Origin of the sequence: Methylobacterium sp. 285MFTsu5.1 (assembly GCF_000383455.1) — a bacterium.
Lineage (GTDB): Bacteria > Pseudomonadota > Alphaproteobacteria > Rhizobiales > Beijerinckiaceae > Methylobacterium.
This window is the reverse complement of record NZ_KB911277.1, coordinates 55615-82230: the sequence shown is the minus strand read 5'-3', so window position 1 is coordinate 82230 and position 26616 is coordinate 55615. Positions and strand designations below refer to the sequence as shown.

Here is a 26616-nt window from a genome sequence, read left to right as displayed (position 1 = left end):
CGCGCGGTACGGCAGAAGCGCCGCGGCAGCGGCATGGCAGAAGTGCCGCGGCAGCGGCCTGGGATGACGAGACGCGTGCTGTGACATCCACGATCCATCGACCGGACAGGACCGACACCGCGACCCGCCGAGGCGGTCGCGCTCGGCGCCTCCTGCCGCTCCTCGCCCTGCCGCTCCTGACCCTGCTCGGCGGCTGCAACTTCGTGGTCCTGCACCCGGCCGGCTACGTCGCCGAGCAGCAGCGCAACCTCGTGCTGGCGGCGACCGGGCTGATGCTCCTGATCATCGTCCCGGTGATCGCCTTCACGCTGATCTTCGCGTGGCGCTACCGCGCCAGCAACCAGGACGCGGTCTACGATCCCGAATGGCACCACTCGACGCAGCTCGAGGTGCTGATCTGGACGGCGCCGCTGATGATCATCATCGCCCTGGGCGCCCTCACGTGGATCGGGACCCACACCCTCGATCCGTTCCGGCCGCTCAGCAAGATCGACCCGAAGCGCGACGTCCCGGCCGGGACGGTGCCGCTCGAGGTCGAGGCCGTGGCCATGGATTGGAAGTGGCTCTTCCTCTACCCGCAATACGGGATCGCCACGGTCAACGAGCTGGCCGCGCCGGTGGACCGGCCGATCCGCTTCAAGATCACCGCCACCGACGTGATGAACACGTTCTACGTGCCTACGCTCGCCGGCATGGTCTACGCGATGCCGGGCATGCAGACCCAGCTCCACGCGGTGATCAACCGCGAGGGCGCCTACGAGGGCCGCTCGGCGCATTACAGCGGCGCCGGCTTCTCCAACATGTTCTTCAAGTTCCACGGCCTGACCACCGACAAGTTCGACCAGTGGATCGCCAAGGCCAAGGCCGAGGGCGGCGAGCTGACCCAGGAGGCCTACCTGAAGCTGGAGGAGCCGAGCGAGGCCGAGCCGGCGCGGTTCTACAAGTCCTACATGAAGGGCCTGTACGACCGGATCATCGGCATGTGCCCCCGGCCCGACCAGATGTGCGTCGGAGAGATGGCGAAGATCGACGCGCAGGGCGGCGCCACCGGCACGGAGGCCGCGGAGAACTACGCGCGTCTCCGGTACGACAACCGGCTCGCCGAGCGCGGCGTCGAGGGGCCGGGCGCGACGGCGCCGGCCTCCGGAACGGCGCCGCACGGCCAGACGCAGCCGCAGGGCATGCAGCCGCGACCCGACATGGGCAACCCGGACGTCCGGGGCCAGACGACGCCGCCCGACGCCACGGGCCAGGGCTCCGGCGGGGGTCGGAGCGGGGGCATCCAGATCGCCCCGAAGCAGCTGAACCAGTGAGGCCGCGCGTGCTGACAGCGGACTCCACACACACAACCGGCGGTCGCCGTCGAACCCACTGAACGGGCCGATCCCATGTTCGCAAACCTGGACCTACAGCAGCTGCTCGTCGGGCGATTCACGATCGAGCAGATCCCCTATCACGAGCCGATCCTGCAGGGGACGTTCGCCGGCGTGGCCGTCGTCGGCCTCACCGTGCTCGGCGTCATCACCTACTACCGCTTCTGGGGGCCGATGTGGCGTGACTGGATCACGTCGATCGACCACAAGAAGATCGGCATCATGTACTGCATCTTCGCGGGCATCATGCTGCTGCGCGGCTTCGCCGACGCGATCCTGATGCGCTCGCAGCAGGCGGTCGCGTTCGGCGACCAGCAGGGCTTCCTGCCGCCGCACCACTACGACCAGATCTTCACCGCCCACGGTATGATCATGATCTTCTTCGTGGCGATGCCGTTCGTCACGGGGCTCATGAACTTCGCCGTGCCGCTGCAGATCGGCGCCCGCGACGTCGCCTTCCCGTTCCTGAACAATTTCAGTTTCTGGATGACGGTCGCCGGCGGCATGCTGGTGATGGTCTCGCTCTTCGTCGGCGAGTTCTCCCGCGCCACCTGGCTGGCCTACCCGCCCCTCTCCGGGGCGGCGATGAGCCCGGGCGTGGGCGTCGACTACTACATCTGGGCCCTGCAGATCGCCGGCATCGGGACGCTGCTCTCAGGGATCAACCTGATCGCCACCATCGTGAAGATGCGGGCGCCCGGCATGACCATGATGAAGCTGCCGATCTTCGTCTGGTCGTCGCTGTGCACCAACATCCTGATCGTGGCCGCCTTCCCGATCCTCACGGCCGTTCTCGCGATGCTGTCGCTCGACCGCTACGTCGGCACGCACTTCTTCACGAACGACCTCGGCGGCAACGCCATGCTGTACTTCAACCTGATCTGGATCTGGGGTCACCCGGAGGTCTACATCCTGATCCTGCCGGCTTTCGGCGTGTTCTCGGAGATCACCTCGACCTTCTGCGGCAAGCGCCTGTTCGGCTACACCTCGATGGTCTACGCGCTGGTGGTGATCACCATCCTCGCCTACCTCGTGTGGCTGCACCACTTCTTCACGATGGGCTCGGGCGCGGACGTGAACTCGTTCTTCGGGATCACGACCATGATCATCTCGATCCCGACGGGCGCGAAGATCTTCAACTGGATGTTCACGATGTACCGCGGCCGGATCCGGTTCGAGGTGCCGATGCTGTGGGTGGTGGCGTTCATCGTCACCTTCGTGATCGGCGGCATGACCGGCGTCCTGCTCGCTGTGCCCCCGGCGGACTTCGTCCTGCACAACTCGCTGTTCCTGATCGCGCACTTCCACAACGTGATCATCGGCGGCGTGCTGTTCGGCATGTTCGCCGGCGTGACCTTCTGGTTTCCCAAGGCCTTCGGCTTCAAGCTCGACGAGTTCTGGGGGAAGATGGCCCTCGTGTTCTGGGTGACCGGGTTCTACGTCGCCTTCATGCCGCTCTACGTGCTCGGCCTGATGGGCGTGACCCGGCGCATGCAGCACTTCGACGACCCGTCGCTGCAGATCTGGTTCGTGATCGCGGCCTTCGGCGCGGCGCTGATCGCCTGCGGCATCGCCTCGCAGATCATCATGTTCGTGGTCTCGATCCGGAACCGCGACAAGCTGCGCGACCTCAGCGGCGACCCGTGGGGCGGCCGGACGCTGGAATGGTCCACCTCCTCGCCGCCGCCGGACTACAACTTCGCCTTCACGCCGGTGGTCCACGATTCCGACGCGTGGTGGGACATGAAGAACCGCGGCTTCGACCGCCCGCTCAAGGGCTACCGGCCGATCCACATGCCCAAGAACACCGCGGCCGGCGCGATCCTGGCGGCGCTGAACTTCACCTTCGGCATCGCCATGGTCTGGTACGTCTGGTGGCTGGCGATCCTCAGCTTCGTGGCGATCTTCGTCGTGGCGATCGCCCACACCTTTAATTACAATCGCGACTACTACATTCCCGCCGACGTCGTCAGTCGGACGGAAGGTCAGCGGACGCGCGAACTGGAGATGGCGTGATCCGATGATGCACGCGGAGACTGCACCCCCCGGCGCCGCGGCGCCGGTCTTCTACCAGACCGACGAGGAGGGCCATCATTCCGAGGGCTCGACCATGCTCGGGTTCTGGCTCTACCTGATGAGCGATTGCCTCATCTTCGCGACCCTGTTCGCGACCTACGGGGTGCTCGGGCGCAGCTACGCGGCCGGCCCCACCCCGAAGGAGCTGTTCGACCTGCCGGGCATCGCGGTGAACACCGCCATGCTGCTGTTCTCGTCCATCACCTACGGCTTCGCCATGCTGGAGATGGACCGGGACCGGGTGAAGCAGACGCAGATCTGGCTCGCCATCACCGGCCTGTTCGGCGTCGCCTTCGTGGCCCTGGAGATCCGCGAGTTCGTTCACCTGTTCCACGAGGGCGCGCCGCCCTGGCGCAGCGCGTTCCTGTCCTCGTTCTACACCCTGGTCGGGACGCACGGCCTGCACGTCTCGATGGGCATCCTGTGGCTCGTCGTGCTGATGGTGCAGGTGAGCAAGCGCGGCCTGATCGTCGAGAACAAGCGCCGGCTGATGTGCCTGTCGATGTTCTGGCACTTCCTCGACCTGATCTGGATCGGCGTCTTCACCGTCGTCTACCTGATGGGAGTGCTCGAATGAGCGCCGACGTTCACAACGCCGCCGCCGGGCACGGCCACCACGACGCCCACAGCGAGGGCGGGCACGGCACCTTCCAGAGCTACATGACGGGCTTCGTCCTGTCGGTGATCCTGACGGTGATCCCGTTCTGGCTGGTGATGGGCAACGTGCTCGACAACAGCCTCGTCACCACCCTGGTGATCCTGGCGCTCGGCGGCGTCCAGATGGTCGTGCACGTCATCTACTTCCTGCACATGAGCACGAAGTCGGAGGGCGGCTGGACCTTCATGGCACTGATCTTCACCATCACGCTGGTGGTGATCATGCTCGCCGGCTCGGTGTGGGTCATGTACCACCTCAACCACAACATGATGCCGATGGATGCCCACGACGTCATGAAGAACGCCCGCTGAGCGCGCGTTCGGTTTCGAGACCCGCGGGGTCGGGAGGGGGGTCCGATCCGGGCCCCTCCCCGGCCCCGCTCTCGTTGCTGCGGCGCGCCGTGTTCGGCGCCGGCGCGGGCCTCGTCTTCCTGGTGCTGCTGGGGCTCGGGACCTGGCAGGTGGAGCGGCGGGCCTGGAAGCTCGACCTGATCGCCCGGGTCGATGCCCGGGTCCACGCGCCGCCCGTGCCGGCGCCCGGCGCCGCCGCGTGGCCGCGCGTCGGCCCCGACGACGCCTACCGGCATGTCCGGCTCTCCGGCACCTTCCTGCACGATCGCGAGACCCTGGTTCAGGCCGTCACCGAGCTGGGCGGCGGCTTCTGGGTGCTGACGCCCCTGCGGCGGCCGGACGGGACCGTCGTGCTGGTCAATCGCGGCTTCGTGCCCGGCGACCGTCGGGACCCGGCGACCCGGGCGGCCGGGCAGGTCGCCGGCGAGACCGCGGTGACCGGCCTCCTGCGGCTGACCGAGCCCGGGGGGGCGTTCCTGCGCGCCAACGATCCGAAGGACGGCCGCTGGTATTCCCGCGACGTGGCAGCGATCGCCGCCGCCCGGGACCTGACCGACGTCGCCCCCTACTTCGTGGACGCGGACGCGACACCCAATCCGGGCGGCCTGCCGGTGGGCGGCCTCACGGTGATCGCCTTCCCCAACAACCACCTCGTCTACGCGATCACGTGGTACGGGATGGCGCTGATGCTCGCCGGCGCCGTGATCTACCTGCTGCGGCGCGGCCCGGGGGACCGGGACGTCGAGGTCCGCTGAGGCCTGCCGGGGCGCCGGCGCCGCGCGGCCTCCGCGCGAGGCTTGACCGATAGGGGAGTAGCCCGCTCCGAGCGGGTCCCTATAATGGCGTGACAAACGCCACAACGAGTCAACGCCATGACCTCCCGCATCCCGAACTTCGCCGAAGTCCCGTTCTCAGGCGAATCGCTCGCGGTGTCGGCCCCGGCGCTCGGCGAGCCCTGGATGACGCCGGAGGGCATCCCGGTGAAGGGCCGCTACGGGCCGGAGGACCGGGAGGGCATCGAGTTCCTCGACACCTATCCGGGGATCGCGCCGTTCCTGCGCGGCCCCTACCCGACCATGTACGTCACCCAGCCCTGGACGATCCGGCAATATGCCGGCTTCTCCACGGCCGAGGATTCGAACGCCTTCTACCGCCGCAACCTCGCGGCCGGGCAGAAGGGCCTGTCGGTCGCCTTCGATCTCGCCACCCACCGCGGCTACGATTCCGACCATCCCCGCGTCTCGGGCGATGTCGGCATGGCGGGCGTGGCGATCGACTCGATCTACGACATGCGCACACTGTTCTCCGGCATCCCGCTGGACGAGATGACTGTGTCGATGACGATGAACGGCGCGGTGCTGCCGATCCTCGCCCTTTACATCGTCGCCGCCGAGGAGCAGGGCGTGCCGCCGCAGAAGCTCGCGGGCACGATCCAGAACGACATCCTCAAGGAGTTCATGGTCCGTAACACCTACATCTATCCCCCCAAGGGATCGATGCGGATCATCTCCGATATCTTCGCCTACACGTCGAAGAACATGCCGAAGTTCAATTCGATCTCGATCTCCGGCTACCACATGCAGGAGGCGGGCGCCACGAACGACCTGGAGCTCGCCTACACGCTCGCCGACGGCGTCGAGTACATCAAGGCCGGGCTGGCGGCCGGGCTGACCATCGACCAGTTCGCCCCGCGCCTGTCGTTCTTCTGGGCGATCTCGACCAACTTCTTCATGGAGGTCGCCAAGATGCGGGCCGCGCGCCTGATCTGGGCGAAGCTCGTGAAGGGGTTCGATCCGAAGTCGGAGAAGTCGCTCGCCCTGCGCACCCACTCGCAGACGTCGGGCTGGTCGCTCACCGCCCAGGACGTGTTCAACAACGTCACCCGCACCAACATCGAGGCGATGGCGGCGACGCAGGGCGGCACGCAGTCGCTCCACACCAACGCGCTGGACGAGGCGCTGGCGCTGCCCACCGACTTCTCGGCCCGGATCGCCCGCAACACCCAGTTGTTCCTGCAGCAGGAGAGCGGCACCACCCGGATCGTCGATCCTTGGGGCGGCTCCTACTACGTGGAGAAGCTCACCGCCGACATGGTCGCCCGCGCCTGGGAGCACATCCGCGAGGTCGACGGGCTCGGTGGCATGGCCAAGGCGATCGAGGCCGGCATCCCGAAGCTCCGCATCGAGGAGGCCGCCGCCCGCGCCCAGGCGCGGATCGATTCCGGCCGGCAGACCATCGTGGGCATCAACAAGTTCCGCGCCGACGACGAGATGGCGATCGAGCTGCTGCGGGTCGACAACGGCAATGTCCGCCGGCTCCAGATCGACAAGCTCAAGCGCCTGCGCGACGAGCGCGACGAGGCCGCCGTGACGGCCCGGCTCGAGGCGCTCACGAAGGCCGCCGACGGTGCCGGCAACCTGCTCGAACTCGCCGTCGAGGCCGCCCGCGCCAAGGCGACGGTGGGTGAGATTTCCGAGGCCCTGGAGAAGGCCTGGGGCCGGCACCGCGCCGAGATCCGCTCGATCTCCGGCGTCTACAAGCGTGAGGTGGGGGGCATGTCGCCAGTGGTCGAGGAAGTCCGGGCGCTGGTCGAGGCGTTCGAGGAGAACGACGGCCGCCGGCCGCGCATCCTGGTCGCCAAGATGGGCCAGGACGGTCACGACCGCGGCCAGAAGGTGATCGCCTCGGCCTTCGCGGATCTCGGCTTCGACGTGGATATCGGGCCGCTCTTCGCCACGCCGGCGGAGGCCGCCCGGCAGGCGGTGGAGAACGACGTCCACATCGTCGGCGTCTCGTCGCTGGCGGCCGGCCACCTGACGCTGGTGCCGGAGCTGAAGGCGGCGCTCACCGAGCAGGGCCGCGACGACGTGATGATCGCCATCGGCGGCGTCATCCCGCCGGGCGACTACGAGGCGCTGACGGCGGCCGGCGCGGCGGCGATCTTCCCGCCCGGCACGGTGATCGCCGAGGCGGCAGCCAAGCTGATCCGCGCGCTGAACGAGCGGCTGGGCTACGCGGCCCGGCAGGCGGCGGAGTAGGACGCGCCTCCCGCGGCGGCCAAGCTGGCCGCCGCGGACCTCATTGCCGAGGCGCCTCAGTTCAGCGCCTGCGGGTCCGCCTCCGTGAGGAACGCCCCGACGGCGTGGAGGAACTGCATGCGGTTCTTCTCCATCATCACCGTGTGGGTGCCCTCCCCCAGCTCGACGAAGCGCTTGTAGGGGGCGTGGGTGAGCTTGGCGAAGTATTCCTGGGCCTGGTAGCTCGGCAGGTCGGCGTCCCACTCGGCGTGGATGATCAGCACCGGCACGCGGATCTCGCCCGGGTCGTAGAGCGGCTTGCCGGCCGCCCAGTAGGCGTCCTTGTCGGCGACCGTGCCGTTCGGCGCGCGCAGGACCGGCGGCGACCGCTTCGCCCCGTCCGCGTCGGTCGCGAAGGTCGCGTCGGCCCACTGGTCGAACCAGCCCGCCGGGATCAGGTCGGCCTTCTTGTCCTCGGGCACCCCGGTCAGCCAGCGGGCCCGGGCGCTGTCCCGGCTGACGGTGCGGTAGGCCCCGACCTTGCCACCGCCGCCGATCAGGCCCGGCGTGCGCGCGAGCAATTGCGGCGCGTAGAGGACGAGGCGGTTGACGCTGTCGTTGTGGGTGCTGGTGTAGAGCCCCATGGTGGAGGTCCCCCAGGACCAGCCCATCAGGTCGATCTTCTCGACGCCGCGCCGCTTCTTGATGAAGTCGACGACCTGCCCCACCACCTTGGCGGCGTCGGGCGTGCGCATCAGCGGCGGGTTGTCGTCCGGCGGCGCGTCCATGGCGGCCGGGCGCCCCGACAGGCCGTAGCCCGGCAGGTCCACGCAGTAGACGTCGAAGCCGAGGCCCGCGAGGTAGTCCATGGCCGACATCCCGCCGAGCGGCAGGTCGAAGGCCGTAGAGGACGGGTAGGTCGAGCCGTGCACGTAGAGCAGGATCCGGTCGCCCGGGAACGTGTCGGTGCCGGCCGGGCGCTTGTTGCGCACGTAGATGTCGACGCCCGGCTCGCTCCAGGGGAGGCGGAACTCTTCCGTGGCCAGCCGGGCCGCGGGAGCCGCGACGGCAGGGGCCGCCGCGGCCGCGACCGCCGCCCCGGCGGCGAGCGCCCCGACCAGCTCGCGCCGGGCCAGGCCCCGGCCCGGTCGTGCCCCGTTCGGATCTGTCCGCATCGGTCTGTCCGCCATGGTTTCCTCCGGTCCGCCTTGTCCGGCGGCTCGGGCGATTGAACCGGCGGGTGCCGGCGGGCGCAACGCTCCGGGGCGGCCGGCGGCGGACAGGCGGCGGGTTCCGTCGCCCGATCCGGCGAAACCGCGTGATAAAAGCCCGCCCCTGTCGCCGGGGCTGGTGACGCCGCGCCTCCGCGCGGGCATTGAGGCGGGAGAGCCCGGGAGACGCCCGCTTATGACGACCCCGACCACCGTCGCGACCACGCCCTTCCCCGACCAGAAGCCGGGCACCTCCGGCCTGCGCAAGAAGGTGCCGGTGTTCCGGCAGCCGAACTACGTCGAGAACTTCGTCCAGGCGATCTTCGACACCCTGCCCGACAGGGCGGGCGCCACCCTGGTGCTCGGCGGGGACGGCCGGTTCCTCAACCGCGAGGTGGTGCAGAAGACGCTGCGACTGGCCGCCGGAAACGGCTTCGGCCGGGTCCTGGTCGGGCAGGGCGGCCTTCTCTCGACGCCGGCCGCCTCCTGCGTGATCCGGAAGGCCAAGGCGCTCGGCGGCATCGTCCTCTCGGCGAGCCACAACCCAGGCGGCCCGGAGGGCGATTTCGGCATCAAGTTCAACGCCGCCAACGGCGGCCCGGCACCGGAATCCGTCACCGACGCGATCTTCGCGCGGGCCAAGGCGCTGACAGAGTACCGCCTCGTCGAGGCCCCGGACCTCGACCTCGACACGCTCGGCGACACCCGCCTCGGCGCCATGACGGTCACGGTGATCGACCCGGTGGCCGATTACGCCGAGCTGATGCGCACGCTCATCGACTTCGACGCGGTGTCGCGGCTGTTCGCCTCCGGCTTCCGCATGCGCTTCGACGCTATGAGCGCGGTGACGGGGCCGTACGCGACGGCGATCCTCGAAGGGATGCTCGGCGCCTCCGCCGGCACGGTGGTCAACGCCGTGCCGAAGGAGGATTTCGGCGGCCACCACCCGGACCCGAACCCGGTCCACTGCCACGACCTGTTCGACCTGATGCAGGGCCCGGACGCGCCGGATTTCGGCGCGGCCTCGGACGGCGACGGCGACCGCAACATGATCGTGGCGCCGGGCCTGTTCGTGACGCCGAGCGACAGCCTCGCCCTGCTCGCCGCCCACGCCCACCGGGCGCCGGGCTACGCCGGCGGGCTCGCCGGTGTCGCGCGGTCCATGCCCACCAGCCGCGCCGCCGACCGGGTCGCCGCCGCCCTCGGCATCGAGGCCTACGAGACACCCACCGGCTGGAAGTTCTTCGGAAACCTGCTGGATGCGGGCCTCATCACCCTGTGCGGCGAGGAGAGCGCCGGCACCGGCTCGAACCACGTGCGCGAGAAGGACGGGCTCTGGGCGGTGCTGCTCTGGCTCAACATCCTGGCCGCCACCGGCGAGCGCGCCGACGCGCTGGTGCGAGCGCATTGGCGCGCCTACGGGCGCGACTACTACGCCCGCCACGATTACGAGGAGGTCGATTCCGACGCCGCCAACGGCCTGATGGACGCGCTCCGCGAGAAGCTCGCCGGGCTGCCGGGCACGCGGATCGGCGACCTCACGGTGTCGACGGCCGACGAGTTCGCCTACCGCGACCCGGTCGACGGCTCGCTCACCGAGCGCCAGGGCATCCGGATCGGCTTCGCCGAGGACGCGCGGGCGGTGTTCCGGCTCTCGGGCACCGGCACCGCCGGGGCGACGCTGCGGGTCTACCTGGAGCGCTACGAGAACGCGCCGGACCGGCTCGACTTGGCCGTGGCCGAGGTGCTGGCCCCGGTGGCCGCCGCAGCCCGCGCGATCGCCGAGATCGCGCCGCGCACCGGAAGGCCTGAGCCGAGCGTGGTGACCTGAGGGGAGCCGGCAGACGTGCCGTCTCTGCGCGGGGAGCGAAGCGACCCAGAGGCGCCACGCTCGACGGCGGCGCGCGACTCCGGGTCGCTTCGCTGCGGGCGCGATGGCGGCAGGGCCGGCGCCGATTCCTCAAACCAGGTCCTTCACCATGTGCACGGTGACGTCGTCGTCGCGGGTCCGGCCCGGTCCGTCGTAGAGCTCCTCCCGCTCCACCCGGTAGCCGAGTGCCCCGTAGAGGCGCAGGTTCGCCGTGTACTTCTTGTTGGTGTAGAGGCGCAGTCGCGTCAGCCCGGCCTCGCCCGCGACCGCGTCGGCGCGTCCCATCAGCCGGCTGCCGAAGCCCCGGCCCTGGAAGGCCGGATGCACCGCGACGTTGACGACCAGAAGGTGATCGGCCTCGGTCCGCGTCTCGATCAGGCCGGCGAGATCCGGGCCGGCCACCAGCAGGTCGAAGCGGTGGTCCCGCAGAGCCTGCGCGTAGTCCGCCCGCATGGGGATCGGCAGGCGGCCGATCACCGGGATCCACTTCGTGTAGGCCGCCTCCACCAGCGCCCGGATCGCGTCCGCGTCCGCGGGCGCACCGCGCCGGAGCGCGACTGACTCGTTCATCTGACCTCTCACGGTTGACCGCGGCGCGTCCGTCCCCTAAAGACCCGCCCGTCGATGGGGCTCCGCACGGGGCCCCGTCGCGTTTTCACGCGCACCCGTGGGCGGGATCCTCCCGCCCTGTCGTCCCGGACCGCGAAGGGCCGGGAAAAGGAGGGCGCGTTCCTCATTCTCGTCACGAGAGGACGCGGAAGATATGTCGAAGCGGATTCAGGCGAAGCACAAGCTCGACCGCCGCATGGGCCAGAACATCTGGGGCCGCCCGAAGAGCCCCGTCAACCGCCGCGAGTACGGCCCCGGCCAGCACGGCCAGCGCCGCAAGGGCAAGATGAGCGACTTCGGCACGCAGCTGCGCGCCAAGCAGAAGCTCAAGGGCTACTACGGCAACATCACCGAGAAGCAGTTCCGCCGCTACTACGCCGAGGCGATCCGCCTGCGCGGCGATTCCGGCGAGAACCTCGTCGGCCTGCTCGAGCGCCGCCTCGACGCCGTGGTCTACCGGGCGAAGTTCGTCGCCACCCCGTTCGCCGCGCGCCAGTTCGTCAACCACGGCCACGTCAAGGTGAACGGCGTCCGCGTCAACATCCCGAGCTACCAGGTGAAGGCCGGCGACCTCATCGAGGTCAAGGAGTCGTCCCGCCAGCTCGAGATCGTCATCGTGGCGACGCAGCTCTCCGAGCGCGACGTGCCGGACTACATCGAGGCCGACCACGCCAAGATGACCGCCCGCGTCACCCGCATCCCCAGCCTGTCCGAGGTGCCCTACCCGGTGCAGATGGAGCCGAACCTCGTCATCGAGTTCTACTCCCGCTGATCCTGTCGCCCCGGCGACCGATGGAGGGGCTGCCCGTTCGGGCGGCCCCTTCGCGTTTCGATACCTCAGTCCCGAAGGCCGGCCTCCGGCACCCGGGACGGGGCGCGGGCCTCAGCAGCCGTGGCAGATCGAGCCCATCGTGTGCCGCATCTTGCTGTCCCAGGCCTTCGAGCGGGCCTCGGCGGCCTTCTGAGCCTTGATCATCTCGGCCTGGCTCACGGGCTGCGGCAGTCCGGTGGCCGCGGCGTTGCCCGTCGGCTTGGTCTGGCTCATGGGGGTGACCCGGCGGCCGCCCACGATGGGGCCGGCCGGGGCGGCGGGGCCGGGGCCCGCGCCCGGAGCCGGGCTCTGGGCCAGCGCCGGCGTCGCCCCGAGCAGGAGGCCGAGAAGCAGCGCGGGACGAAGAATTGCCATGGACGTGATCTCCCCGGCGGAGGATCCTGTGCCGGCCCCGCCTCATCTGGCGGCGATCCTACCCGATCACACCTTTAAAATCATGCCGACGGCAGATCCCCGGTGAGCGCCGGTCCGCCCCTGAACCGCCGGGAGGCCGTCGCCGCGGCCCTGGCCCGCCTCGCCCCGCGCCTGCCGGATTTCGAGGCGGAGGCCGCCCTCGACCGGGCGCTGGCGAGCCCCGGCCTCCGCCGGGCCGCCCCCGAGACGGCGGCCCGCCTCGCCCTCGTGGCCTACGCGCGCCACGTCTTCACGGATTACGACGAAATCCTCGCGGAAGGCTACGACCGGGACAGCGCCCGGCACTTCGTCCTCGAAGACCTCAACGCCGCGCTCGCCGCCTGGGGCGCCGCGCCGGTCCCCGAGGACGAGCCCGGCGCGCCCGGGGCCGATCCGCGCTGAGGCGGTCGCGCCGGGCTCCGCCATGCTGTAGGAGACCGGCCCGGGGCCGCCCCGCGGCCCGTTCCGGTGCCGCTCGTGGAGATTGGCAGAAGACCATGAAGATCAGCGCGCGCAACGTTCTCAAGGGTACGGTCGTCTCGGTGGAGAAGGGGGCGACCACCTCCCACGTGAGGATCGAGATCAGCCCCGGCCAGGTGGTCACCGCCTCGATCACCAACGAGGCCGTCGAGGCCCTCAAGCTCGTCGCCGGCGGTCCCGCCTACGCGGTGATCAAGGCCTCCGACGTCATGGTCGCCGTCGACTGACGACGGCTCGCGCGCCGACCTCCTGGACGGAGGGCGGCGCCCATTCACCACGCTCCGGGCCCGGGCGGGGGCCGGCCGCCTTCGCGCCGCCGCCGCCGCCGGATAGGATGAGCCCGGACCAAGGAGTTCCGCGCGTGCAGAAGACCGTGCTCGGCATCGAGACCACCTGCGATGAGACCGCCGCCGCGGTGGTGTCGGTCGACGAGGAGGGTGGCGCTCAGATCCGCGCCAACGAGGTGCTCAGTCAGATCGCCGAGCACGCGGCCTACGGCGGCGTCGTGCCGGAGATCGCTGCCCGCGCCCATGTCGAGGTGCTCGACCGGCTGATCGCCCGCGCCCTCGACCGGGCCGGGACCGGCTTCCGGGACCTCGACGGCATCGCGGTGGCGGCCGGGCCCGGGCTGATCGGCGGCGTGCTGGTCGGCCTCGTCACCGCCAAGACCCTGGCGCTCGTGACCCGCAAGCCCCTGCTCGCCGTCAACCACCTGGAGGCCCACGCCCTCACGGCGCGGCTCACCGACGGCATCGCCTTTCCCTACCTGCTGCTCCTGGTCTCGGGCGGCCACACCCAGCTCGTCGCCGTGCGCGGCGTCGGCGACTACGTGCGCCTCGGCTCCACCGTCGACGACGCCATCGGCGAGGCCTTCGACAAGGTCGCCAAGCTCCTGGGCCTCGGCTATCCCGGCGGCCCCGAGGTCGAGCGCGTGGCCGAGGCCGGCGATCCCGAGCGCTTCGCCCTGCCCCGGCCGATGCTCGGCCGCCGCGAGGCCGACTTCTCCCTCTCGGGCCTCAAGACCGCCGTGCGGATCCAGGCCGAGCGGATCGCTCCGCTCGCCGAGCGCGACGTCGCCGATCTCTGCGCGAGCTTCCAGGCCGCCGTGGTCGACGTGGTGGTGGACCGCGCCCGGGTCGCCCTGCGCGCCTTCTCGGACGTCGCCGGACGCCCGACCGCCCTGGTGGCGGCGGGGGGCGTGGCGGCCAACGGCGCCGTCCGGCGGGCGCTCGCGTCCCTCGCGGGCGAGGCGGGCCTGAGCTTCGTGGCCCCGCCCCTGCCCCTCTGCGGCGACAACGGCGCGATGATCGCCTGGGCCGGGCTGGAGCGCCTGCGCCTCGGGCTGGTGGACGACCTCACCGCCCCGGCGCGGCCCCGCTGGCCGCTGGCGGCCGCCCCGGCCCGCGCGGCGGTCCCGGCCGGATGAGCGCGGCGGACCGGCGCGCCCACTGGCGGGACCTGGTGGAGCGCCGCCTGCCCGGGGCCGCCCGGCCGGGCTGGCCGGTGCGGCTCGACCATTGCTTCGCCCGCATCCTCCTGGACCACGCCTGCGGCGGTGCCTGGCGCGACCATGTCCGCCCGCCCGCCCACGCCACCATGCCCCTCGCGCAGCTGGAGCTGGCGATCGCGCTCGGCGAGGCGGTGCTCGCGGGGCGCGCGGATCTCGCCCTCCTCAACCGCCGCTCGCTCGCGTGGCGCGGCAAGATCGCCCTCGCGCCGGTGCCCGCGGCTCTCCGCGACGGCGACCTGACCCTGCGCCGCTGGCGCCCGGAGGACGCGGCGCCGTTCGCGGCGCTCAACGCCGATCCGGCGGTGATGGCCCACTGTCCCCGGACCCGGACCGCGACGGAGAGCGAAGCCGAGGCCGGCCTCCTCGACCGCCGCTTCGTGGCGGACGGGTTCGGCCCCTGGGCCCTGGAACACGCGGGCCGGTTCGTCGGCTTCGCCGGCGCGATGCGGATCCTGCGGCCCCTGCCCTTCCCGGGCGGCGACCGGCCCGGTTCGACGGTCGAGCTGGCCTGGCGCCTCGCGCGCGACTCCTGGGGCCGCGGCCTCGCCACGCGCGCCGCGCGGCTCGCCCGCGCCGACCTCGCGGAGCGCTGCGGGATCCGCAGCGTCGTGGCCTTCACGGCGGCCGGCAACGGCCGCTCCCGCGCCGTGATGGAGCGCCTCGGCATGCGCGCGGCCGGGACATTCCCGCACCCGGCGGTGCCGGAGGGGCCGCTGCGCGACCACGTGCTCTACCGGCTGGACTGCGCCGACAGGGAGGAAGCGGCATGAGCGCCGAGACCCCGATCAACGTCGTCGGCGGCGGGGCCTGGGGCACGGCGCTGGCCAACGCCGCCGCCGGGGCCGGCCATCCCGTCACCCTCTGGCTGCGCGACGCGGGGGCCGCCGCCGCCCTGCAGGCCCAGCGGGAGAATCCGCGCTACCTGCCGGGCGTGCCGCTCCACCCGGCGATCCGGGCGACGGGCGAGGCCGCCGACCTCGCCCGTGCCCGGGCGACGCTCCTGGTCGTGCCCGCCCAGACCGTGCGCGGCGTGCTGGAATCCCTGCGCGGACCCCTGGCGACGGCCGGGCCGGTCATCCTCTGCGCCAAGGGGATCGAGCGCGGCAGCGACAGCTTCCTCAGCGCGGTGGCCGAGCAGGTCCTGCCGCCGGGAACGCCCGTGGCGGTCCTGTCCGGCCCGAGCTTCGCGATCGACGTCGCCCGCGGCCTGCCCACGGCCGTGACCCTGGCGGCGGCCGATGCCGGCCTCGCCGCCGCCCTGAGCGCGCTGCTGTCGGGACCGAGCTTCCGCCTCTACCACACCGACGACGTGCGCGGCGTCGAGATCGGCGGCGCCGGCAAGAACGTGCTCGCCATCGCCTGCGGGATCGTGGCCGGGCGCGGGCTCGGCGAGAGCGCCCGGGCGGCGCTGATCGCCCGGGCCTTCGCCGAGCTGATGCGCTTCGCCCGCACCTTCGGGGGCCGGCCCGAGACGCTGATGGGGCTCTCCGGCCTCGGCGACCTCGTGCTCACCGCCTCCTCGCCGCAATCGCGCAACTTCGCCTTCGGCCAGCGCCTCGGCGCCGGGGCGAGCCCGGCCGAGGCCGCGGGCGGCAAGCTCGCCGAGGGGGCGTTCACGGCCGCGGCGCTGGCCGGGCTGGCCGCCGCCAGGGGCATCGAAATGCCGGTGGCGGCGGCCGTCGCCGCCATCGTGGCGGGCACCGCCAGCGTCGACGACGTGATCGCCGGCCTGCTGGCCCGTCCGCTGCGCGGGGAGACCGACTGACGCCGGCCCCGGCCCGCAACCCGCGTCACGCCACCGAGGCCGCCGGCACAGCGTGGCCTTGTCCTTGTCCTTGGCCGTGGCCGTGGGTGTGGGCCGCGAAGCGCGCGATCGGCGCCGGCCGACCCAGCAGGTAGCCCTGGGCGAGGTGGCACTGCTCGCCGGCCAGGAAGGACAGCTCCTCGGCGGTCTCCACGCCCTCCGCCACCACGGCGAGCCCGAGGCCGCGCCCCAGCCCCAGGACGGAGCGCACGATCGCGGCCCCCTGCGGGTTGCTGTGGACCGCCCTGATGAACGAGCCGTCGATCTTGATCCGGTCGAACGGGAAGGCGCGCAGGTTCGACAGCGACGAGTAGCCGGTGCCGAAATCGTCCATGGCGATCCGCACGCCGAGGGCCTTGAGCTGGCGCAGGGTGAGGAGCGCCCGGGCCGGATCCCGGATCAGCGCGGTCTCGGTGATCTCGATCTCCAGGCGCTCCGCCCGCAATCCGGATTCGTACAGGGTCCCGTGGACGAACGGGACGAAGTGCGGGTTGTGGAGCTGCACCGCCGAGACGTTGACGGCAATCGCCAGCGGGTTCGGCCAGCCGGCCGCCGCCCGGCAGGCCTCCCGCAGCACCCAGGCGCCGATCTCGAGGATCGCCCCGGTTTCCTCGGCGATCGGGATGAACACGGCCGGCGAGATGCCGCCCCTGGCCGGATGGTGCCAGCGCAGCAGCGCCTCGAAGCCCGTGACCGTGCCGGACTCGATCTGGCTCTGCGGCTGGTAGACGAGCTCCAGCTCGCCCCGCGCCACCGCGTGGCGGAGGTCGTGCTCGAGCTGGCGCCTGTCGCGGATCTCGGCGCCCATGCTGGCGTCGTAGCGCCGGCAGGTGCCGCGCCCCTCGCTCTTGGCCCGGTAGAGGGCGGCGTCGGCGTGGCTCAGGAGCGCGCGCAGGTCCGCGGCGTCGTCGGGATAGACCGCGATGCCGATGCTGGTGGCGATCACCGGGCCGGAGGCGGCCGGAACCGCCGCCAGGGTGGCGAGGATCCGCTCGGCCAGCCGCTCCGCCTGTCCCTCCGCCTGCGGCGTCAGGATGGCGAACTCGTCGCCGCCGAGCCGCGCCATCAGCTGCTCGGGATCGAGGAGACCGCCGACCCGCAGCGCGAGGTCGCGCAGCATCGCGTCGCCGGCGGCGTGCCCGAACAGGTCGTTGACCTCCTTGAAGCGGTCGAGGTCCAGGCACAGCACCGCGAGCCGGCCGCCCTGGGCGTCCGCGGCGCGCATCGCGCGCTCGAGCCGGGCGTGGAAGCTCGTGCGGTTGGCGAGGCCGGTGAGCGCGTCGTGGTGGGCGAGGTAGTGGATCTCGCTCTCGGCCCGGCGCCGCGCGCGCAGGTCGCGCACCGCCACGGCGTGGTGCGGCAGGCGCCCGTACTCGGCGACCGGGCGCATGATCACCTCGACGGGAATGGGGGCGCCCGCCGCCGGGACGAGTTCGGTCTCCAGGGGCTGGTCGGCCGTCCCTGAGCCGGGCACGAGGTCCGGCAGGTAGGCGCTGAGGCTCCGGCCCGTCAGGAGGGCCGCCTCCAGGCCCGCGAGCCGGGCGAAGGCCTCGTTGGCGCTGACGATCTCGCCGCCGCGGCAGACGACGAGGCCCTCCACGGCCGCGTTGGCGAGGCTGCGCAGGCGCTCGCGCTCGAGATCGGCGCGGCGGCGCTCGCGCAGGTCGACCACGAGGGCGGCGCCGGCGAGCAGCAGGATCAGGCAGCTCGCCACCGCCACGGCCGCGGCGAGCCACCCGCTCCGGATCGCGCCCGAGGGGATCGCCACGGTGGGGTCGGGATGCAGGGTCACCGCGCCCATGCCGGCGAAGTGGTGGCCGCAGATCGCCAGGATCAGCAGCGCGGCGCCGCCGTACCGGCCCCGGAACGTGGTGGCCGACAGGCCGACCACCAGGGCGGCGGCGCCGAGCCCCGCCCCGAGGCCGACCGAGACCACGACCAGCGCGGGGGTCCAGGCGAGGTGCCCCGCCACCTGATAGGCGGCCATGCCGGTGTAGTGCATCGTCGCGATGCCGCCGCCGACCACGGCGCCGCCGAGGCCCGCCTGGACCGCCCGGCCGGAGACGGCCAGGGCGAAGCCGAGCCCGGTGATCGCGACGGCGTCCACGTAGGAGAGGAGCGTCAGCCCGACGCCGTAGCCCGACGGCAGCCCGGGCTCGAAGGCGAGCATCGCCAGGAAATGCGTCGCCCAGATCCCCGATCCCCCGGCGGCGGCGGCCACCGCGACCCAGACGTAGCGGCCGCGGCCGCCGGTCCGGCCGGCATGGGTGAGGAGCTCGATCGCGGTGCCGCTCGCCAGCGCGCAGACCAGGGCCGCGAGGCCTACCAGCCACAGGTTGTGTTCACCGATAAAGCAACCGATGACTGAGATCATGTATGCAACCGGCGATTGGTGCGTGACGCGCTATACGGCTATTTGCATGCAGAATTTAATATTTGCCCAAGGCTTGCGATAGCAGAGCTGCGGCGTTCTACGCGGGTTCTGCTTGACCGCCGGTCCCGCGCGCGGCCGGGGCCGGACCGGCCTGTTCCCGGGAGGCGAAGCTGGGCTATGGCGGGGCGCGCCGCCCGGCCGGGCGGTCTACTGGGACTTCAGCGATGGCGTACTGGCTGTTCAAATCCGAGCCCGCGACCTGGTCGTGGGATCAGCAGGTCGCGGCCGGGGAGGCCGGCACGCACTGGAACGGCGTGCGCAACCACCTCGCCAAGAAGCAGCTGATGGCCATGCAGGTCGGCGAGGAGGGCTTCTTCTACCACTCGAACGAGGGCAAGGCGGTGGTGGGCATCGTGGCGGTGATCCGCGCCTACTATCCCGACCACACCGACGAGACCGGCCGCTTCGGCATGGTCGACGTCAGGGCCGTGCGGGCGCTGCCGAGCCCGGTCACGCTCGAGGCGATCAAGGCCGACGCGGCGCTCGCCGACATGGTGCTGGTCAACAATTCCCGGCTGTCGGTGCAGCCGGTGACCGAGGCCGAGTGGGCGCGGGTCTGCGCCCTCGGCGGTCTCGGCTGAGCCGGGGCCCGCGGCCCGACGGGCCGCTCAGGCGGCGCGGTTGAGGGGGCCGCGCACGGGGCCCACGAAGTCCGGCTCGACCTCGACCGGCGGCAGCGTGTCCATGACCCGGGCGGCCGGCAGGGTCACCACCACCTCGGTGCCCTCGCGGGGCTTGGAGGACAGCTGGAACTGCCCGCCGTGCAGCTCCACGAGGCCCTTCACGATCGGAAGGCCGAGGCCGGAGCCCTGCTCGGCGGTCTTGATCGCGAGCGAGCCGCGCCCGAACGAGGACAGGACCGTGCCGAGCTCGTCCTCGGGGATGCCCGGGCCGCTGTCCTTCACCGAGACGTACTGCCCGCCCGAGGCGGTCCAGCCGACCTTCAGCCAGATCTCGCCGCCCGGGGGCGTGAACTTCACGGCGTTCGACAGGAGGTTCAGGACGATCTGGCGCAGAGCCCGCTCGTCGGCCCAGAGCCGCGGCAGCGAGCCGTCGACGAGGTCGTGGAAGGTCTGGTTCTTCGCCTTGGCCCGGAGGCCCATCATGTGGCGGCACTCCTCGACCACGTGGGCGAGCTGCACCGGCTCCTCGTTCAGCTCGTAGCGCCCCGCCTCGATCCGCGACAGGTCGAGGATCTCGTTGATCAGGTTCAGGAGGTGCATCCCGCTGTCGTGGATGTCGTGCGAGTACTCGCGGTAGGACGGCGCCGTATGGGTGCCGAACACCTCGTTCTTCATCACCTCCGAGAAGCCCAGGATGGCGTTGAGCGGCGTGCGCAGCTCGTGGCTCATCGTGGCGAGGAAGCGCGACTTGGCGAGGTTGGCCTCCTCGGCCCGGCGGCGGGCCTCGTCCGAATTGGCCTTGGCCTGCTCCAACTCGCCGAACACCGCGTCCTTCTCGGCGCGGGAGCGCAGGGCGCCCACCGTCGAGGTGTAGAGGCGGCGGGACAGGCCGAGGAAGAAGACCTGCGCGCCGCCGGCCATGACCACCAGCATCAGCAGGTCCATCCCGCGGGAGAAGGCCGCGAGCGAGGCGGTGGCGAGGGCCAGCGGCACCAGGGCGGCGACGGCGGCGAGCGGCACCGTCGCGGCCAGCATGGTGGTGACCGCGGAGGCGATGACGAGGCCGAACAGCGCGAAGGTCCAGCCGCCGGTGGTTCCGAGCCCGATCATCGCGGCCCACGACAGGCTCTGCAGCACCTCGCCGACCAGGAAGCGGCGGCGCCAGCGGGCGAGCGGGATCGTCGCCGGGTCGGCGCGGAGGAAGCGCCGGCTCAACGTCGTGTTGAGCGAGATCATCAGGACCACGCCGAGCGCCCAGATCGCCGCCACCGGCGGCGCGATCCAGAAGGTCGACGCCGCGGCCAGCACCGCCGCGAACCCCACCAGCGGGATGCCCGCGCCGACCCGGTACTGGGCGTAGTGGCGCAGCAGCTCGTAGTCGAAGGCCCGTTCGAGGCCGGTCCGCGAGGTCAGCTTCTCCCGGGCCGAGCGGATTTCCCGGGCGACCCCGCGGCGGCGCGCCGCCTCCTCCGTCGAGGGGCCGCGACCGCGCTGGACCATCTCGACGGTGAGATCGGACATGCGCGTCTTCAAACTCGGCTCGAATGCGCGGACGGGCGGCGGTGGCGGGGAAGCACTCCGTGAGGATGGGGCGGATATGTTAAGAAGCGGCTGCCGACATCCCTGCAATCTTAAGCATCGCGGGCTGTATCGAGACTGTCGTGCCGCCGGATCGACGTGCGGTGCCGCACATCGTGTCGGGGCCCGCGCCCGCTAGTCTCGGGTGGAGGCCCGCCGGCCCGAGCGCGGTCGCACGCCGCGATCCGGGGCGCCCGGACACGCGCGTCGAGAGAGGGTCGCCGACCATGCCGAATCTCACCGTCAACGGCGTCGCGCACGCGATCGACGCCGATCCCGACATGCCCCTGCTCTGGGTGCTGCGCGACCGGCTCGACGCCACCGGCACCAAGTACGGCTGCGGCATCGCGCAGTGCGGCGCCTGCACGGTCCACCTCGACGGCCAGCCGGTCCGGGCCTGCCAGACGCGGCTGGGCGATGTCGGCGCGGCGCAGGTGACGACCATCGAGGGCGTGTCGGGCCGGGTGGCCGAGGCCGTCCAGGCGGCCTGGCGCAAGCTCGACGTGGTCCAGTGCGGCTACTGCCAGTCCGGCCAGATCATGTCGGCGATCGGCCTGCTCTCGGGCAACGCCAAGCCCACCGACGCCGATATCGACGGCGCCATGGACGGCAACATCTGCCGCTGCGGCACCTATCAGCGCATCCGCGCGGCGATTCACGAAGCCGCGCGCAGCCTCGCCTGATCCGTCCCGGCGCCCACCTTCCCGCCCTCCCCCGCGGTCCCGACCGGAGCCTCGCCGCCATGCTGAACGCCCGTCGACCGAACCCCCTCCCCGTCCGTCCGAGCCGCCGCGGCCTGCTCGCGGGCGCCGGCGCCCTCGTGGTCGCGTTCCGGCTCGACCCGAAACCCGCCCGCGCCGCCGCCGGCCCGAACCTCGCCGACGTGAAGGCGCAGCCCAACGCCTTCGTGCGGATCGGCGCGGACGACACCGTCACGGTGGTGATCAAGCACCTCGACATGGGCCAGGGGAACACGACCGGGCTCGCCACGATCCTGGCCGACGAGCTCGGCGCCGACTGGCGACACGTCCGCACCGAGTTCGCGCCCGCCGACGCGGCGCTCTACAACAACAGCCTGATGGGCCCGATCCAGGGCACCGGCGGCTCGACCGCGGTGGCCAATTCCTGGTTCCAGCTGCGCAAGGCGGGCGCGGCCGCCCGCGAGATGCTGATGGCCGAGGCCGCCTTCCGCTGGAAGGTGCCGGTCTCCGAGATCACGGTCGCCGACAGTCTCGTGCGCCACGCTCCGTCCGGCCGGCAGGCCCGGTTCGGGGAGCTCGCGGCCTCGGCCGCCTCGCTGCCGGTGCCGTCCGAGCCGCGGCTCAAGGACCCGAGCGAGTGGACGCTGATCGGCCAGAAGGTGCCGCGCCTCGATTCCGTCGCCAAGACCAATGGCACGGCGGTCTACTCCCTCGACATCCGCCGCCCGAACCAGGTCACGGCCCTCGTCGCCCGGGCCCCGCGCTTCGGCGCCACCGTGAAGAGCTTCGACGCCGCGGCCGCCCGGAAGGTCGCGGGCGTCCTCGACGTGGTGCAGGTGCCGACCGGCGTGGCGGTGATCGCCCGCGACACGTGGTCGGCCATGAAGGGCCGCGAGGCGCTGACCGTCGCCTGGGACGACAGCACCGCCGAGACCCGCTCGTCCGACGCGATCCTGGCCGAGTACCGCGAGCGCGCCAAGGGTCCCGGCCTGACGGCCTCCGAGCGCGGCGACCCGCAGGCGGCGCTCAAGGGCGCCGCCAAGGTCGTCGAGGCCGAGTTCACCTTCCCCTACCTCGCCCACGCGGCGATGGAGCCCCTGAACGCCACGATCGAGAAGGGGGCCGACGGCGGCTACGACGTCTACGCGGGCTTCCAGTTCCAGACCGTCGAGCAGGCCACGATGGCGGCGATCCTCGGCGTGACGGCCGACCGGGTCCGGCTGCACAGCAACTGGGCCGGCGGCTCGTTCGGGCGCCGGGCGACGCCCACCGCCGACTACCTCGCGGAAGCCGCCACCGTCTTCAAGGCGTCCGGCGAGAAGGCCCCGCTCCACCTCGTCTGGACCCGCGAGGACGACATGGCCGGCGGCTATTACCGCCCGACCGTGCTGCACAGGGTCCGGGCCGGCATCGACGGCAAGGGCGCGGTGGTCGGCTGGGACCACGTGATGGTCGGCAAGTCGATCATGATCGGCTCGCCCTTCGAGGCGATGATCGTCAAGAACGGCATCGACGCCACCACCGTGGAGGGCGCCTCCGACACCGCCTACGCGCTGCCGGCCTACCGGTTCGGCGTCCATAACGGCCGCGAGGGCGTGCCGGTCCTGTGGTGGCGCTCGGTCGGCCACACCCACACGGCCCACGTGATGGAGGTGATGATCGACGAGCTGGCCCACGCCGCCAACGTCGATCCGGTCGCCTACCGGCTCTCCCTCCTGACCCAGGCGCCGCGGCTGTCCGGCGTGCTCAAGCTCGCCGCCGAGAAGGCCGGCTGGAGCGCCAAGCCGCAGGACCAGGGCCGCGGCCTCGGGGTGGCGGTCCACGAATCCTTCGGCTCCTACGTCGCCATGGTGGCCGACGTCACGGCGCACGACGCCGCGATCCGCGTCAACCGGATCGTGGCGGCGGTGGATGTCGGCGTTCCGGTCAACCCGGACGTGATCCGCGCGCAGGTCGAGGGCGCGGTGGGCTTCGCCCTGTCGGCGGTGCTGCGCAACCGCATCACCCTCAAGGACGGGCAGGTGCAGGAGCACAATTTCGACGCCTACGAGCCGACCCGGATGAGCGAGATGCCGAAGGTGGAGGTGCACATCGTGCCGAGCCAGGCGGCGCCCACCGGGATCGGTGAGCCGGGCGTGCCCGTGCTCGGGCCGTCGATCGCCAACGCGGTCTTCGCCGCGACCGGCCGGCGCCTGCGCTCGCTGCCGCTCGACCTCTCCGGCGTGAAGGGCGCGTGAGGAAACGCACGTTCCGCCGGCCCGGATCGGCGTAGGAAGGGTGGGCCTTCCCCCCAAGGCAAGAGACCCGACTGACGACGGCGCGGCGCGACACCGCGCCGTTTCTTTTTCGCGCGCCGCGACGCCATCTCCGGGCCATGCCCGCCTTCGACGACACCGCCGCGCGCCTGCGCGCCTGCCGCCTCTGCCGCGACACGCCGCGCTACGGGCCGCACCTGCCCCAGGAGCCCCGGCCGATCGTCCAGGGCTCGGCCACGGCCCGCCTCTGCATCGCCAGCCAGGCCCCCGGCACCCGCGCCCACCGCACCGGGCAGCCCTTCACCGACCCGTCGGGCGTGCGGCTGCGCGCCTGGCTCGGCCTCGACGCGGCGCGGTTCTACGATCCCGCCCGGGTGGCCATCGTGCCGATGGGGTCGTGCTTCCCCGGCCTCGACGCCAAGGGCGGCGACCGGCCGCCCCGCCGGGAATGCGCCGAGCGCTGGCGGGCGGAACTCTTCTCCGGCCTGCCGGATCTGGAGCTGATCCTGGTGATCGGCCAGTACGCGCAGGGCTGGCACCTCGGGCGGATGGAGGGCGGCCTCACCGGGACGGTGCGGCGCTGGCGGGAGATCCTGGCCGAGCCGCGCCGCCCCCGGGTGCTCCCCCTGCCCCACCCGTCCTGGCGCAACAACGGCTGGCTGAAGCGCGAGCCCTGGTTCGAGGCGGAGCTGCTGCCGGTGCTGCGCGCCGAGGTGGCGCGGGTGATGGCGGGGTGATGGCGGGATGAGGGGCCTCGTCCAGGCAGCGACGACATGCGCATCCCATATCCCTCGGGACTGAAGGGTCGCGCCCGTCTTTGCGAGCGCAGCGAAGCAATCCAGCGACACATCAAATCCGAGACCGGCGCGCCGCCCTGGATTGCTTCGCTGCGCTCGCAAGGACGGCGCGCGAGGCGGGGCGCGCACGGGAGGTCGGGGACGGCGTCGCCCGGACCCGCCCGCATTGACAGGCATCGCCGGCGCGTGATCCGTGCCGCGACCCCCGAAGGACGCGCCGATGACCGAGATTGCCGACCCCCGCGACCGCCTGATCGTGGCCCTCGACCTGCCGAGCGTGCAGGCCGCCGAGGCGCTGATCGACCGGATCGGCGACGCCGCGACCTTCTACAAGATCGGCTACCAGCTCGGATACGCGGGAGGCCTCGCCCTGGCCGAGCGGCTGGCGGCCCGCGGGCTCAAGGTCTTCCTCGACCTGAAGCTCCACGACATCGGCAACACCGTCGAGGAGGGCGTGCGCTCGGCCTCGGGCTCCGGCGCCACCTTCCTCACCGTCCACGCCTACCCGCAGACCATGCGGGCGGCGGTCCGCGGCCGGGGCGCGGGACTCAGGATCCTCGCCGTGACGGTGCTCACCTCCTACGACGACGCCGACGCCGCGGAGGCCGGCTACGGCCTGCCGGTGGCGGAGCTCGTCGCCAAGCGCGCCGCCCAGGCGGCCGAGATCGGCATCGACGGCCTCGTCTGCTCGGCCGCCGAGGCGGGCGCGGTCCGGCACGTCGTCGGTCCGGACCGGCTGATCGTCACCCCGGGCATCCGCCCGGCGGGCGCCGCGGCCGGCGACCAGAAGCGGGTCATGACGCCGGGCGATGCCCGCCGGGCCGGGATCGACCACGTGGTGGTCGGCCGCCCGATCACCGGCGCCGCCGACCCCCGCGCGGTGGCGCGGGCGATCGTGGCGGACCTCGCCTGATCCGAGCGGGATTGCCTTCGGGCGGAGCGGTCCCACTTCGCTCCGCAGGGCAGGAGACGCAGCATGACCAAGGGCTACTGGATCGCGCGGGTCGATGTCCGCGACGCGGAGGCCTACAAGGACTACGTGGCGGCCAACGGCGCGGCCTTCGCCAAGTTCGGCGGCCGGTTCCTCGTGCGCGGCGGCGCCCACGAGGCGGTGATGGGCCCGGCCCGGTCCCGCAACGTGGTGATCGAGTTCCCGAGCTACGCCGACGCCCTCGCCTGCTGGAACTCCGACCTCTACCAGGCCGCCAAGGCCAAGCAGCGCGGCGGCGTCGAGGCCGAGATCCTGGTGATCGAGGGCTATGACGGGCCGCAGCCCAGCGCCTCCGAGCCGGCGCCGGAGGCGGGACCGGCCTCCGAGTAGGCGGCGCGCTACGGGAGCGACCCGCGCGGCGCGAGGCTCCGCAGCAGGAACGCCGTCATCGCCGCCATGGGCGGCACCGGCTGGAGGGTGGAGCAGCCCACCAGCAGCGGGTGGGTGTAGCGGGCGATGGCGACGTGGACGCAGGCGGCCGCCTCGGCGGGATCGGCCGCCTCGAACTCGCCCCGCGCCACCCCGTCGCGGATGATCCGCTCGAACCCGGCGGTGATCCGGGCGACGTGGTGGCGGCAGACGTCCCAGCTCTCCGCCATCGCCGCCTCGATCATCTCGTGCAGGCGGGGAAACGTCTCGCAGCGCCGGGTGGAGTCGCGATGCAGGGCCTCGATCGCCGCCGCGAGGCGCGCGGTGGCGTCGAGGCCCGGCCGGTCGGCGATGCCGAGGATCACCGCCTCGCTCTCGCCGATCAGCCGCTCCAGCACCGCCTCGTTGATCGCCTTCTTCGACTCGAAGAAGCGGTAGACGTTGGCCGGGCTCATCTTCAGCGTCCGGGCGATGTCGGCCACGGTCGTCTTCTGGTAGCCGATCTCGCGGAAATACGTGCCCGCCGTCGCGAGGATGCGGCTCCGCGTGTCGGGCGCGCACTCCTCCGCGAGCGAGCGGGTCGTATCTTCGAGGGACATGCGACCTCACTAGGCCATGCGGCGGCGGGGCGTCAAAGACGCGAACCCGGATCGGGTTCCCCTGCGGCGGCTGCGCGCGCCCGGAA

25 protein-coding genes are annotated in these 26616 nt (G+C 72.0%); 19 read left to right on the top strand and 6 right to left on the bottom strand.

What is annotated here, in order from left to right:
* The first annotated feature begins 80 nt into the window (after window positions 1-80).
* From cyoA to scpA, 6 genes are all read left to right on the top strand, one after another.
* Entirely contained in the window at window positions 81-1313 is a 1233-nt protein-coding gene (gene cyoA, locus H288_RS0114160; RefSeq protein WP_020093236.1) for a ubiquinol oxidase subunit II, read from the top strand.
* A gap of 75 nt (window positions 1314-1388) precedes the next feature.
* Complete coding sequence (cyoB, locus tag H288_RS0114155; protein ID WP_020093235.1) at window positions 1389-3389, top strand: cytochrome o ubiquinol oxidase subunit I; 2001 nt, start codon at window positions 1389-1391, stop codon at window positions 3387-3389.
* A 4-nt stretch (window positions 3390-3393) separates the two neighbouring features.
* Window positions 3394-4026: a cytochrome o ubiquinol oxidase subunit III gene (gene cyoC, locus H288_RS0114150; RefSeq protein ID WP_020093234.1), complete on the top strand. Its 633-nt coding sequence runs from the start codon at window positions 3394-3396 to the stop codon at window positions 4024-4026.
* Window positions 4023-4418, top strand: coding sequence for a cytochrome o ubiquinol oxidase subunit IV (gene cyoD, locus H288_RS0114145; RefSeq protein ID WP_020093233.1), 396 nt, complete (start codon window positions 4023-4025; stop codon window positions 4416-4418). Before cyoC ends, cyoD begins: the two co-directional genes overlap by 4 nt.
* Before the next feature lie 74 nt (window positions 4419-4492).
* Window positions 4493-5212: an SURF1 family protein gene (locus H288_RS0114140; RefSeq protein ID WP_020093232.1), complete on the top strand. Its 720-nt coding sequence runs from the start codon at window positions 4493-4495 to the stop codon at window positions 5210-5212.
* Between the two features lie 117 nt (window positions 5213-5329).
* Complete coding sequence (gene scpA, locus H288_RS0114135) at window positions 5330-7495, top strand: methylmalonyl-CoA mutase (protein ID WP_020093231.1); 2166 nt, start codon at window positions 5330-5332, stop codon at window positions 7493-7495.
* 56 nt (window positions 7496-7551) lie between these two features.
* Here scpA and H288_RS0114130 read toward each other — a convergent pair whose 3' ends face one another.
* A complete protein-coding gene (locus tag H288_RS0114130; RefSeq protein WP_026604936.1) occupies window positions 7552-8664 on the bottom strand; it encodes an alpha/beta hydrolase in 1113 nt (370 codons plus the stop codon).
* A 217-nt stretch (window positions 8665-8881) separates the two neighbouring features.
* Between H288_RS0114130 and H288_RS0114125 the strand changes: the two genes are divergently transcribed.
* Window positions 8882-10516 carry an alpha-D-glucose phosphate-specific phosphoglucomutase gene (locus tag H288_RS0114125; protein WP_020093229.1) on the top strand — a complete coding sequence of 545 codons (1635 nt, stop codon included), beginning with the start codon at window positions 8882-8884 and terminating at the stop codon, window positions 10514-10516.
* A gap of 129 nt (window positions 10517-10645) precedes the next feature.
* On the opposite strand, the gene H288_RS0114120 is transcribed toward H288_RS0114125, so the two are convergent.
* Window positions 10646-11125, bottom strand: a complete 480-nt coding sequence (locus H288_RS0114120; RefSeq protein WP_020093228.1) for a GNAT family N-acetyltransferase — start codon at window positions 11123-11125, stop codon at window positions 10646-10648.
* Window positions 11126-11318: 193 nt separating this feature from the next.
* Between H288_RS0114120 and rpsD the strand changes: the two genes are divergently transcribed.
* Window positions 11319-11936, top strand: coding sequence for a 30S ribosomal protein S4 (gene rpsD, locus H288_RS0114115; protein ID WP_010686187.1), 618 nt, complete (start codon window positions 11319-11321; stop codon window positions 11934-11936).
* A gap of 111 nt (window positions 11937-12047) precedes the next feature.
* Here the strand turns inward: rpsD and H288_RS0114110 are convergent, their stop codons facing one another.
* Window positions 12048-12350 (bottom strand): hypothetical protein, encoded by a 303-nt coding sequence (locus H288_RS0114110; RefSeq protein ID WP_020093227.1) that lies wholly within the window; start codon window positions 12348-12350, stop codon window positions 12048-12050.
* 102 nt (window positions 12351-12452) lie between these two features.
* Here H288_RS0114110 and H288_RS0114105 point away from each other — a divergent pair, with 102 nt between their 5' ends.
* The 5 genes from H288_RS0114105 (at window position 12453) to H288_RS0114085 (ending at window position 16144) form a co-directional block, all read left to right on the top strand.
* Window positions 12453-12791, top strand: a complete 339-nt coding sequence (locus H288_RS0114105; protein WP_020093226.1) for a DUF2293 domain-containing protein — start codon at window positions 12453-12455, stop codon at window positions 12789-12791.
* Between the two features lie 95 nt (window positions 12792-12886).
* Complete coding sequence (locus H288_RS0114100; protein WP_020093225.1) at window positions 12887-13096, top strand: molybdopterin-binding protein; 210 nt, start codon at window positions 12887-12889, stop codon at window positions 13094-13096.
* Between the two features lie 134 nt (window positions 13097-13230).
* Complete coding sequence (tsaD, locus tag H288_RS0114095; RefSeq protein ID WP_020093224.1) at window positions 13231-14295, top strand: tRNA (adenosine(37)-N6)-threonylcarbamoyltransferase complex transferase subunit TsaD; 1065 nt, start codon at window positions 13231-13233, stop codon at window positions 14293-14295.
* A complete protein-coding gene (locus tag H288_RS0114090; RefSeq protein ID WP_020093223.1) occupies window positions 14292-15149 on the top strand; it encodes a GNAT family protein in 858 nt (285 codons plus the stop codon). The genes tsaD and H288_RS0114090 overlap by 4 nt, the downstream gene beginning before the upstream one ends.
* Window positions 15146-16144, top strand: coding sequence for an NAD(P)H-dependent glycerol-3-phosphate dehydrogenase (locus tag H288_RS0114085; RefSeq protein ID WP_020093222.1), 999 nt, complete (start codon window positions 15146-15148; stop codon window positions 16142-16144). Before H288_RS0114090 ends, H288_RS0114085 begins: the two co-directional genes overlap by 4 nt.
* A 25-nt stretch (window positions 16145-16169) precedes the next feature.
* Here the strand turns inward: H288_RS0114085 and H288_RS0114080 are convergent, their stop codons facing one another.
* Window positions 16170-18557 (bottom strand): EAL domain-containing protein, encoded by a 2388-nt coding sequence (locus tag H288_RS0114080; RefSeq protein WP_020093221.1) that lies wholly within the window; start codon window positions 18555-18557, stop codon window positions 16170-16172.
* A 224-nt stretch (window positions 18558-18781) separates the two neighbouring features.
* Here H288_RS0114080 and H288_RS0114075 point away from each other — a divergent pair, with 224 nt between their 5' ends.
* A complete protein-coding gene (locus tag H288_RS0114075; protein WP_020093220.1) occupies window positions 18782-19198 on the top strand; it encodes an EVE domain-containing protein in 417 nt (138 codons plus the stop codon).
* A gap of 27 nt (window positions 19199-19225) precedes the next feature.
* Here the strand turns inward: H288_RS0114075 and H288_RS0114070 are convergent, their stop codons facing one another.
* Window positions 19226-20761, bottom strand: coding sequence for an ATP-binding protein (locus H288_RS0114070; protein ID WP_020093219.1), 1536 nt, complete (start codon window positions 20759-20761; stop codon window positions 19226-19228).
* A 284-nt stretch (window positions 20762-21045) separates the two neighbouring features.
* Here H288_RS0114070 and H288_RS0114065 point away from each other — a divergent pair, with 284 nt between their 5' ends.
* From H288_RS0114065 to H288_RS0114045, 5 genes are all read left to right on the top strand, one after another.
* The gene (locus H288_RS0114065; RefSeq protein WP_020093218.1) at window positions 21046-21501 is read left to right on the top strand and encodes a (2Fe-2S)-binding protein; all 456 of its coding nucleotides are present in this window, start codon (window positions 21046-21048) and stop codon (window positions 21499-21501) included.
* 59 nt (window positions 21502-21560) lie between these two features.
* Window positions 21561-23756: a xanthine dehydrogenase family protein molybdopterin-binding subunit gene (locus tag H288_RS0114060; protein ID WP_020093217.1), complete on the top strand. Its 2196-nt coding sequence runs from the start codon at window positions 21561-21563 to the stop codon at window positions 23754-23756.
* 137 nt (window positions 23757-23893) lie between these two features.
* Window positions 23894-24511, top strand: a complete 618-nt coding sequence (locus H288_RS0114055) for a uracil-DNA glycosylase family protein (RefSeq protein WP_020093216.1) — start codon at window positions 23894-23896, stop codon at window positions 24509-24511.
* Window positions 24512-24791: 280 nt separating this feature from the next.
* The gene (gene pyrF / locus H288_RS0114050) at window positions 24792-25484 is read left to right on the top strand and encodes an orotidine-5'-phosphate decarboxylase (RefSeq protein WP_020093215.1); all 693 of its coding nucleotides are present in this window, start codon (window positions 24792-24794) and stop codon (window positions 25482-25484) included.
* A gap of 63 nt (window positions 25485-25547) precedes the next feature.
* Window positions 25548-25892: a DUF1330 domain-containing protein gene (locus H288_RS0114045; protein ID WP_020093214.1), complete on the top strand. Its 345-nt coding sequence runs from the start codon at window positions 25548-25550 to the stop codon at window positions 25890-25892.
* 8 nt (window positions 25893-25900) lie between these two features.
* Here H288_RS0114045 and H288_RS0114040 read toward each other — a convergent pair whose 3' ends face one another.
* Entirely contained in the window at window positions 25901-26530 is a 630-nt protein-coding gene (locus H288_RS0114040; RefSeq protein ID WP_020093213.1) for a TetR/AcrR family transcriptional regulator, read from the bottom strand.
* Between the last annotated feature and the right edge of the window lie 86 nt (window positions 26531-26616).

Excerpts from the sequence above, each read along its gene's own strand:
- cyoB (WP_020093235.1), top strand. The coding sequence starts at position 1,389 with ATGTTCGCAAACCTGGACCTACAGCAGCTGCTCGTCGGGCGATTCACG.
- cyoC (WP_020093234.1), top strand. The coding sequence starts at position 3,394 with ATGATGCACGCGGAGACTGCACCCCCCGGCGCCGCGGCGCCGGTCTTC.
- cyoD (WP_020093233.1), top strand. The coding sequence starts at position 4,023 with ATGAGCGCCGACGTTCACAACGCCGCCGCCGGGCACGGCCACCACGAC.
- scpA (WP_020093231.1), top strand. The coding sequence starts at position 5,330 with ATGACCTCCCGCATCCCGAACTTCGCCGAAGTCCCGTTCTCAGGCGAA.
- H288_RS0114130 (WP_026604936.1), bottom strand. The coding sequence starts at position 8,664 with ATGGCGGACAGACCGATGCGGACAGATCCGAACGGGGCACGACCGGGC.
- H288_RS0114125 (WP_020093229.1), top strand. The coding sequence starts at position 8,882 with ATGACGACCCCGACCACCGTCGCGACCACGCCCTTCCCCGACCAGAAG.
- H288_RS0114120 (WP_020093228.1), bottom strand. The coding sequence starts at position 11,125 with ATGAACGAGTCAGTCGCGCTCCGGCGCGGTGCGCCCGCGGACGCGGAC.
- rpsD (WP_010686187.1), top strand. The coding sequence starts at position 11,319 with ATGTCGAAGCGGATTCAGGCGAAGCACAAGCTCGACCGCCGCATGGGC.
- H288_RS0114110 (WP_020093227.1), bottom strand. The coding sequence starts at position 12,350 with ATGGCAATTCTTCGTCCCGCGCTGCTTCTCGGCCTCCTGCTCGGGGCG.
- H288_RS0114100 (WP_020093225.1), top strand. The coding sequence starts at position 12,887 with ATGAAGATCAGCGCGCGCAACGTTCTCAAGGGTACGGTCGTCTCGGTG.
- H288_RS0114090 (WP_020093223.1), top strand. The coding sequence starts at position 14,292 with ATGAGCGCGGCGGACCGGCGCGCCCACTGGCGGGACCTGGTGGAGCGC.
- H288_RS0114085 (WP_020093222.1), top strand. The coding sequence starts at position 15,146 with ATGAGCGCCGAGACCCCGATCAACGTCGTCGGCGGCGGGGCCTGGGGC.
- H288_RS0114080 (WP_020093221.1), bottom strand. The coding sequence starts at position 18,557 with ATGATCTCAGTCATCGGTTGCTTTATCGGTGAACACAACCTGTGGCTG.
- H288_RS0114075 (WP_020093220.1), top strand. The coding sequence starts at position 18,782 with ATGGCGTACTGGCTGTTCAAATCCGAGCCCGCGACCTGGTCGTGGGAT.
- H288_RS0114070 (WP_020093219.1), bottom strand. The coding sequence starts at position 20,761 with ATGTCCGATCTCACCGTCGAGATGGTCCAGCGCGGTCGCGGCCCCTCG.
- H288_RS0114065 (WP_020093218.1), top strand. The coding sequence starts at position 21,046 with ATGCCGAATCTCACCGTCAACGGCGTCGCGCACGCGATCGACGCCGAT.
- H288_RS0114060 (WP_020093217.1), top strand. The coding sequence starts at position 21,561 with ATGCTGAACGCCCGTCGACCGAACCCCCTCCCCGTCCGTCCGAGCCGC.
- H288_RS0114055 (WP_020093216.1), top strand. The coding sequence starts at position 23,894 with ATGCCCGCCTTCGACGACACCGCCGCGCGCCTGCGCGCCTGCCGCCTC.
- pyrF (WP_020093215.1), top strand. The coding sequence starts at position 24,792 with ATGACCGAGATTGCCGACCCCCGCGACCGCCTGATCGTGGCCCTCGAC.
- H288_RS0114045 (WP_020093214.1), top strand. The coding sequence starts at position 25,548 with ATGACCAAGGGCTACTGGATCGCGCGGGTCGATGTCCGCGACGCGGAG.
- H288_RS0114040 (WP_020093213.1), bottom strand. The coding sequence starts at position 26,530 with ATGTCCCTCGAAGATACGACCCGCTCGCTCGCGGAGGAGTGCGCGCCC.